Origin of the sequence: Sphingomonas sp. DG1-23 (genome assembly GCF_030730875.1) — a bacterium.
In the GTDB taxonomy this organism is placed as follows: Bacteria; Pseudomonadota; Alphaproteobacteria; order Sphingomonadales; family Sphingomonadaceae; genus Sphingomonas.
In genome coordinates this window covers 95,644-102,268 of the sequence record NZ_JAVAMA010000009.1, presented here as the reverse complement: position 1 = coordinate 102,268, position 6,625 = coordinate 95,644, and the positions used below count along the sequence as shown (strand labels likewise).

9 protein-coding genes are annotated in these 6,625 nt (G+C 68.3%); 1 reads left to right on the top strand and 8 read right to left on the bottom strand.

The genetic code is table 11. The annotated features are described in order from the left end of the window. Nucleotides 1-214: 214 nt before the first annotated feature. The 5 genes from Q9Q95_RS15155 to Q9Q95_RS15135 all read right to left on the bottom strand — a co-directional run bounded on the left by Q9Q95_RS15155 (nucleotide 215) and on the right by Q9Q95_RS15135 (nucleotide 3,980). On the bottom strand, nucleotides 215-1,189 hold the full coding sequence (locus Q9Q95_RS15155; protein WP_306097976.1) for a quinone oxidoreductase: 975 nt from the start codon (nucleotides 1,187-1,189) through the stop codon (nucleotides 215-217). Between the two features lie 14 nt (nucleotides 1,190-1,203). Then, on the bottom strand, nucleotides 1,204-2,973 hold the full coding sequence (locus Q9Q95_RS15150; protein WP_306097975.1) for an SLC13 family permease: 1,770 nt from the start codon (nucleotides 2,971-2,973) through the stop codon (nucleotides 1,204-1,206). 94 nt (nucleotides 2,974-3,067) lie between these two features. Next, the gene (locus tag Q9Q95_RS15145) at nucleotides 3,068-3,289 is read right to left on the bottom strand and encodes a hypothetical protein (protein WP_306097974.1); all 222 of its coding nucleotides are present in this window, start codon (nucleotides 3,287-3,289) and stop codon (nucleotides 3,068-3,070) included. Between the two features lie 65 nt (nucleotides 3,290-3,354). Then, nucleotides 3,355-3,564 (bottom strand): cold-shock protein, encoded by a 210-nt coding sequence (locus tag Q9Q95_RS15140; protein ID WP_306097973.1) that lies wholly within the window; start codon nucleotides 3,562-3,564, stop codon nucleotides 3,355-3,357. A 203-nt stretch (nucleotides 3,565-3,767) separates the two neighbouring features. After that, complete coding sequence (locus tag Q9Q95_RS15135) at nucleotides 3,768-3,980, bottom strand: hypothetical protein (RefSeq protein WP_306097972.1); 213 nt, start codon at nucleotides 3,978-3,980, stop codon at nucleotides 3,768-3,770. 134 nt (nucleotides 3,981-4,114) lie between these two features. Here Q9Q95_RS15135 and Q9Q95_RS15130 point away from each other — a divergent pair, with 134 nt between their 5' ends. After that, nucleotides 4,115-4,303 carry a hypothetical protein gene (locus Q9Q95_RS15130; protein ID WP_306097971.1) on the top strand — a complete coding sequence of 63 codons (189 nt, stop codon included), beginning with the start codon at nucleotides 4,115-4,117 and terminating at the stop codon, nucleotides 4,301-4,303. A gap of 317 nt (nucleotides 4,304-4,620) precedes the next feature. Here Q9Q95_RS15130 and Q9Q95_RS15125 read toward each other — a convergent pair whose 3' ends face one another. The 3 genes from Q9Q95_RS15125 to Q9Q95_RS15115 form a co-directional block, all read right to left on the bottom strand. Continuing rightward, nucleotides 4,621-4,896: a hypothetical protein gene (locus tag Q9Q95_RS15125; protein WP_306097970.1), complete on the bottom strand. Its 276-nt coding sequence runs from the start codon at nucleotides 4,894-4,896 to the stop codon at nucleotides 4,621-4,623. Nucleotides 4,897-4,961: 65 nt separating this feature from the next. After that, the gene (locus Q9Q95_RS15120) at nucleotides 4,962-5,735 is read right to left on the bottom strand and encodes a hypothetical protein (RefSeq protein ID WP_306097969.1); all 774 of its coding nucleotides are present in this window, start codon (nucleotides 5,733-5,735) and stop codon (nucleotides 4,962-4,964) included. A gap of 249 nt (nucleotides 5,736-5,984) precedes the next feature. Then, nucleotides 5,985-6,608, bottom strand: a complete 624-nt coding sequence (locus Q9Q95_RS15115) for a S24 family peptidase (RefSeq protein ID WP_306097968.1) — start codon at nucleotides 6,606-6,608, stop codon at nucleotides 5,985-5,987. Between the last annotated feature and the right edge of the window lie 17 nt (nucleotides 6,609-6,625).

The window sequence follows — 6,625 nt, the reverse complement described above, 5'->3', positions numbered from 1 at the left end:
TCTGCGCGGGACATTGTCGAACCCAAGGGCGACACCTCGGCCGTGGACTAGCACAGGGGAATATCCGCAACAAGCGAAGCCACGTAGATATACCGCGAAGTTTAAGAAGCCGGTGCGCTCGCCAACGTCCGCCTTAAGACGAGTTATGTAGGGATTTCATCCTTTATTGTGCGATCAGCCGGCCGCCCTAATAAACCTCCGCCCTTGCTCCATGTTAAGGAAGCAACAGCGTCGATCCGGTCGTCTCTCCCGCTTCGAGCACCCTGTGCGCCTCGGCCGCGGCTTCGAGCGGGAAGCGCCGGCCGATCTCGGGGCGTACCGCCCCGCTGTCCAGCATCGCGAACAGCCGGGCCGCGCCCGCCGCGCGCTCTTCGGGCGTGACATAATAATCGAACAGCTTGGGCCGGGTGACGAACAGCGAGCCGTGCACGTTGAGCGCGCCCAATGCGACGCCCTCGACCGGTCCGCTGGCATTGCCATAGCTGAGGATCAGCCCGCGCCGCTTCGTCGCGGCGAGCGATGCAGCCCAGCTCGCCGCCCCTACCCCGTCGAACACCACCGGGACCCCTTCGCCGCCGGTGAGCTCGCGAACCCGCGCCGCCACATTGTCGGAACGCGACAGCAGCACATGGTCCGCGCCCGCCGCGCGCGCCGCAGCGATCTTGGCCTCGCTGCCGACGGTGCCGATCACCTCGGCGCCGATCGCCTTGAGCCACTGGACGAGAATCTGTCCGACGCCGCCCGCGGCGGCGTGGACCAGCACCGTCCACCCCGGCTGCACCTTCGCCGCGCGCTCGACCATGAACTCGACGGTCAGTCCCTTGAGCAGCACCGCCGCCGCGGTCTCGTGATCGACGCTGCCGGGAAGCTTGAACAGGCTCGCGGCAGGCAAGTTGCGCTCGGTCGCATAGGCGCCGATCGGCGGCCCGAAGGTCGCGACGCGGTCGCCCGGTGCGAAATCGACCACGCCCTCGCCGATGGTCTCGATCACCCCCGACGCCTCCTGCCCCAGTCCGCCCGGCAGCGGCACCGGATAGAGCCCCGAGCGGTGATAGGTGTCGATGAAGTTGAGCCCGACCGCATGGTTGCGCATGCGCACTTCGCCCGGGCCGGGGGGCGGCAATTCCACATCGGCCCAGCCGATCACTTCCGGACCGCCGGTCCGCTCGATCCTCGCCACGCGCGCCATATCGCCTCCGCTCCCTATACCGGCCAGGTCCAAAGGATGAGCGGGGTGCCCACCGCCAGCACCAGCAGCGAAAGCGGCGCGCCCAGCCGGGCATAATCGCCGAACCGGTATCCGCCCGGGCCCATCACCAGCGTGTTGCACTGGTGCCCGATCGGCGTGAGGAAATCGCATCCCGCGCCGACCGCGGTGGCCATCAGGAAAGCCTCGGGCCGGTAGCCGAGCCCGGTCGCGAAGGTCGCGGCGATCGGCGCCATCACCAGCACGGTCGCGGCATTGTTGAGGAACGGCGTGACTGCCATCGCCGCGGCGAGGATCAATGCCACCGCGCCCCAGGGCGGCAAGGTCGCGGCGAAATGCGAGAGCCAATCGCCGATCAATTCGGTCGTGCCGGTGGTGCGCAGCGTGTCGCTCACCGGGATCAGCGCGCCGAGCATGATCAGGATCGGCCATTCGATATGGTCGTACGCCTCGCGCACCGGCAGCGCGCCGCTGAGTATCGTCAGCGCCGCCGCCGCGAAAAAGGCGATCGCCACCGGCACATATCCGGTCGCGGTCGCCAGCATCGCCACGGCGAGGATCGCCAGCGGCAGCAATCCCTTGCGCGCGCTGCCCAGCCGGAGGGCCCGCTCGGCGAGCGGCAGGCAGCCGAGCTCGCCGAGCCGCTCGAACAGCAACTGGAGCGGTCCCTGCAGCACGATGACGTCGCCGGCGCTGAGCTCGATGTCGCCGAGCCGGGTCGCCAGCCGCTCGCCCTGCCGCGACACGGCGATCAGATTGACGCCGAAGCGCTCGTGCAGCCCGAGCCGGCCGGCGGTCCGCCCGATCAGCGGACTGTCGGTGCCGATCACAGCTTCGAGCACGCCGACTTCCCTCCCCGACCCCTCGGGCTTGTCGCGGTGCTGCCCCTCGAGCTCGAGCCCGTCGGCGGCGATCACCCGCTCGAGCGCGTCGGGCGCGCCGGCGAGGATCAGCAGATCCTCGGGCTTGAGCGTGGTGTCGGGAAAGGGCGTGCTGCGAATGCCGGCGCGCAGGATCGCGGTGACCGTCACTTCGTGATCGTGCCGTTCGCGGAACTCCGCCACGGTCTCGTCGATCGCCGGCGATCCGGCAGGGATCTCCGCTTCCGTGACATAGTCCTGGATGTCCATCGCCTCGCCGAGCGTCGGCACGGCGCGGCGGCCGCGCGGCAGCAGCCGATAGGCGAAGCGCAGGAAGATCAGCCCGACAAGGGTCAGGCCCAGCCCGACCGGGGCATAGTCGAACATCCCGAACGGTTCGCCGGTCATCTCCTCGCGCACCCGGCTGACGATGATGTTGGGCGAGGTGCCGATCAGCGTGATCAGCCCGCCGAGCAGCGATGCGAACGACATCGGCATCAGGAACACGGCGGGCGTGACGCTGGAACGCTTCGCCATCTGGAAAGCGACCGGCATCATCATCGCCAATGCGCCGATATTCTTGACCAGCGCCGAGGCGAAACCCACCGAAGCGCTGAGCAGCAGCAATTGCGAGCGGACCCGGCGCACGCGGCGCTGCAGCACCAGCATCACGCCTTCGATCACTCCCGAACGCTGCACTGCGCCCGAGAGCACCAGCGCCGAGCCCACGATGATGACGATGTCGTCGGAAAAGCCGCTAAAGGCATGTTTCGGGTCGACGATACCCGCCGCCAGCGCCGCCAGCAGTGCCATCACGGCGACGAGATCGTAGCGGAAGCGGCCCCAGATGAAGAGCAGCATCATGCCGGTGAGCACTGCGACCGACAAAATCTGGGGAAACGTCATCGCTACGCCGGTCGTCCTGGAGGGACAGCCTCAACCAACGAATCCGGCTTAGGCTCCTTGGGCAAAAACCGGGCCGGCGCGCGGCCGGCCGGCCTCAATTGGGCTGCTGCTCGGGATGGAGCTCGGCGCGGGCAGCGGCGGCGGCGCTTTCGCGCACGGCACGGCCGCGATCGGTGCGCTCCTGGCGCTCGGCCATCTGCATCCAGGCCTGGGCGGCGCGCTGGTTGCGCTCGCGCACATTCTCGAGCGTCGCGGCATCGGCATCGGCCTGCGCCCGGTCGGCATAGCCGCGATAGGTAACAGCAAGATCGGTCATGGGTCTCTCCGCAAAAGCAAGGTCAGGAGATGCGGCGCCCGCAAATCACGGGCGCCGCCCCAAACTTACTGCGCCTGGAGGTTCACCGCGGCCATCTTGCCCTTCTTGTCGGGCTCGAGATCATAGGTCACGCGCTGGTTCTGATCGAGCGTGCGCAGACCTGCGCGCTCGACGGCGGTGATGTGGACGAACGCGTCCGGGCCGCCATTGTCGCTGGCGATGAAGCCATAGCCCTTGTCGGCGTTGAAGAATTTGACGGTGCCCTGCTGGCTCATGGGTATTTCCTTCTATGGTCGGCGCGCCCCGTTCGGGCGGACCTCGTGCTGCGGAGGCGAGGAGAAGGAAAAAAGGAGCCGCAAAGCGCCCAAAGACCGTTCAAATGCGACTGTAGCGCATTTAAGATGGTCTCGCCTGCAATCAAATACAAGGCCGGAACGGACAAGCTGCCGGCGCAACGACCCCATCCCGGTCGGCCGGCCTAGTGGATGGTGCCCACCGCGCGCGGGATCGACAGCAGCACCACCAGCCGCTCGATCTGGCGCCAGCGGCAGAAATGCACGTGGTTGCCCAGATCGCGGCTGCGATCGGCGCGCGCCGCCGCCTCGGAGCCCGCATCCTCGCCGAACGCGCGGATCAGTTCGGCGGCGTCGGCGACCTGGCGGGTATCGGCAAGATAGGGCAGATGTTCCATGGAGACTCCGGCTACGCGCGGCCCCGCGGACCGACGCGCCGCTTTTCTCACAGGAATCTAAAGGTTTCGCGGCTCAGCAAGGTGAAGCGCCGGTAACCATGGCGCATGGCTGCGCGACAGGATAAGGACCGCGCATGGCACAATCCCCTTCCCGCACGCCGATGGCCGGCGGCTTCCTGCTCGCGATCAGCCTGCTCGCCGGCACCATCCTCGGCGCCGGCCGCGGCCAGGCCTCGATCGGCTTCGTCGCGGGGCTGGGCGTGGGGCTGGTCCTGCTGCTCGCAATCTGGCTGATCGATCGCGCGCGGACCCGGCGGGGCTAGGCCGCGGCAATTTCAGCGAGCGGGCCTCTTCCTTCTCCCACAAGGGAGGAGGAATGATGTCGGCTCAACAACACGCCGGCCGTTCGCGATCTGCGAAGCGGATGCCAGGCCGCCTGCCGGGAATTCTCCCTTGACGGGCGCAGGCCTTCCGTCACCTCGGTCTTGTGCCTGGGTCCACCAGGCGGCTGGACGAGGAGCAACGTGGAGAGCACCGCCTCTGTGGCACGGTGGACCCCGGAACAAGTCCGGGGTGACGCCCCTGCGCTAGTGGCAGCTTTCCACCATCAGCGGCGGTTCGCGCCCCGCCGCCCCATGCCCTAACCCCGCTGAACGCGCGCTGCGCGGACCTTGCCGGCGGAATCATATTCGATCCGATAGCTCTCGAAAGTCGGCCCGGTCGCGCTGCGGCCGAGGAAATAGATGTCCGCCGCCGGCCCGGTCGAATCGGGCTCGCCGAGCAAGGCGCGCACCGTCTCGCGCGGCGCGCCGGGGACGATTCCGGCATCGTCGAGCTGGGCCACCATGCCGCCGCGCCGGCTCTCGCCGTCGTAATTGCCGCGCTCGGCCGCCCAGCCCGCTTTGTCGAAACCCATCTGCCCCCCTCCGCAGCCGGCCAGCGCCAGTGCCAATGTCAGTATCAACGGCACGGCGCGCTTTGTCACGAACCGTTGGCGCTCGCATCGCCCTTGGGCGTGCCGATCACGCCGTTCGCCGGCGTCGGGTCGGCCATGCCGTGCTGGCCGCGCGCAACTTCGTCGCTGGGCGCGAGATGGCCGCTGCGGTCGACCACCATCAATTCGCCATCGTCGAGCGCCTTCTGGACGAGATCGGCGAGCTCTTCGGGAGAGGCGTCCGGATTCTCGACCGCGATGCGACGGCCGACTTCGTTATTGTACAAATCCATCGCCTCCCGCACCGCGCCGTTGCCGGGCAACCCTTCATGCGCCGTGGTGAACTGCTTCGTCCAGTTCTCGCCAAACTCGGAGGTGAGGCGGGCGTTCCAATAGGCATGGCGGAAGGCGTCGGTATGGCCGTCATTCTTGGGGTAGGCGCGCTCGGCCGCAGCGCGTTCCTCGGGCGGCAGCGCATCGATCTGGCGCTGTGCCTCGGGGGGAATCGTCCCCGGCGGCGGCACCCGCTTCTCCGAGGTCGAGAACGCTTCGTCGGCGATGTTCTTGAAGGTGTTGAGCCCGACGAAACCGCGATCCCGGGTCAGATTGTCGAGCAATTTTCCCTCGGTCTGGGTGATCGTCCGCGTCCCGCCGAGTCCGCCCAGCGGAATCGCCCCGAACAGGCTCGGGCTCCACTCGATCACCTTGTCGTCGGGCACCTGATAATCGCGCTCGACCTGTTTCGGGTCGGGGCCGCCGACCGGCGTGACGGGCCGCGCAAATGCGGCACTGGCCGAGCCGCCGCCATCGATCGCGAGCATATCCTACTCCTGTGACTGTAGCGCGCAATTTTCCCAGATGCCGCAGCGACCCGCCATAAGCGGTTCGATTAGGGGGCATGGCAGCAGGCGGCGAAGACGGGCACCTTCCTCTTCTGTCGCCCCGGACCTGTTCCGGGGCCCACCGTGCATCCCGGCGATAGGATGGAGGCTCTTCGCCGGCACCTGCGGCACGGTGGACCCCGGATCAGGTCCGGGGCGACAACGCGGGTGTGCGGCAAGGGCGCAGCCTTACACCAAAGCCCGCCCCAGCCACGCCACCCGGCCGATCACTTCCACTTCCCCGCCCCGGCACAGCCGCGTCGGCCAGGCGGGATTGTCGCTGACCACTTCCACCCCGCCGACCGCGACCCGCAACCTCTTGACCATCAGCGCGCCGTCGAGCCGGATCACGAAGATGCCGCCTTTGCCGCGCACCTCGCGGCGGTCGCGGTCGACGAGGATCTCGTCGCCGTCCGAAAGCGTCGGCTCCATCGACTCGCCCTCGACCCGGATCATCGACGCCGCGGCAGGACGCACGCCAAGTTCACGCAACAGCGCCTGCGACAACGCGCCAGGCCGCCGTGGCGCTTCGTCCTCGGCCAGCCGGCCCGGCCCGGCCGAGGCGCGCACGTCGAGCCGGGCGATCTCGGTCAGCCCCTCGGCCTCTCGCCCGCCCAATTGCGCCTCGGGCACGCCGAAGAAGCGCGCGAGCAATTCGCGGTCGCGCTCGGCCAACTCGCGTGGACTCCCGCGGCGGACATATTGCTGAAGATAAGCGGGATTGCGCCCGATCACGCGCGACAGTTCGGCGAAGCTGGCGCCCTGCTCCGCCATCAGCGCTTCCAGCGCGGCGCGTTGCGCAGCCGGTTCCATCGTCCCGCTATACCCAT

Coding starts and splice junctions, on each gene's coding strand:
- Q9Q95_RS15150 (WP_306097975.1), bottom strand. CDS start 2,973: ATGACGTTTCCCCAGATTTTGTCGGTCGCAGTGCTCACCGGCATGATG.
- Q9Q95_RS15130 (WP_306097971.1), top strand. CDS start 4,115: ATGGCACAATCCCCTTCCCGCACGCCGATGGCCGGCGGCTTCCTGCTC.
- Q9Q95_RS15155 (WP_306097976.1), bottom strand. CDS start 1,189: ATGGCGCGCGTGGCGAGGATCGAGCGGACCGGCGGTCCGGAAGTGATC.
- Q9Q95_RS15125 (WP_306097970.1), bottom strand. CDS start 4,896: ATGGGTTTCGACAAAGCGGGCTGGGCGGCCGAGCGCGGCAATTACGAC.
- Q9Q95_RS15140 (WP_306097973.1), bottom strand. CDS start 3,564: ATGAGCCAGCAGGGCACCGTCAAATTCTTCAACGCCGACAAGGGCTAT.
- Q9Q95_RS15145 (WP_306097974.1), bottom strand. CDS start 3,289: ATGACCGATCTTGCTGTTACCTATCGCGGCTATGCCGACCGGGCGCAG.
- Q9Q95_RS15135 (WP_306097972.1), bottom strand. CDS start 3,980: ATGGAACATCTGCCCTATCTTGCCGATACCCGCCAGGTCGCCGACGCC.
- Q9Q95_RS15115 (WP_306097968.1), bottom strand. CDS start 6,608: ATGGAACCGGCTGCGCAACGCGCCGCGCTGGAAGCGCTGATGGCGGAG.
- Q9Q95_RS15120 (WP_306097969.1), bottom strand. CDS start 5,735: ATGCTCGCGATCGATGGCGGCGGCTCGGCCAGTGCCGCATTTGCGCGG.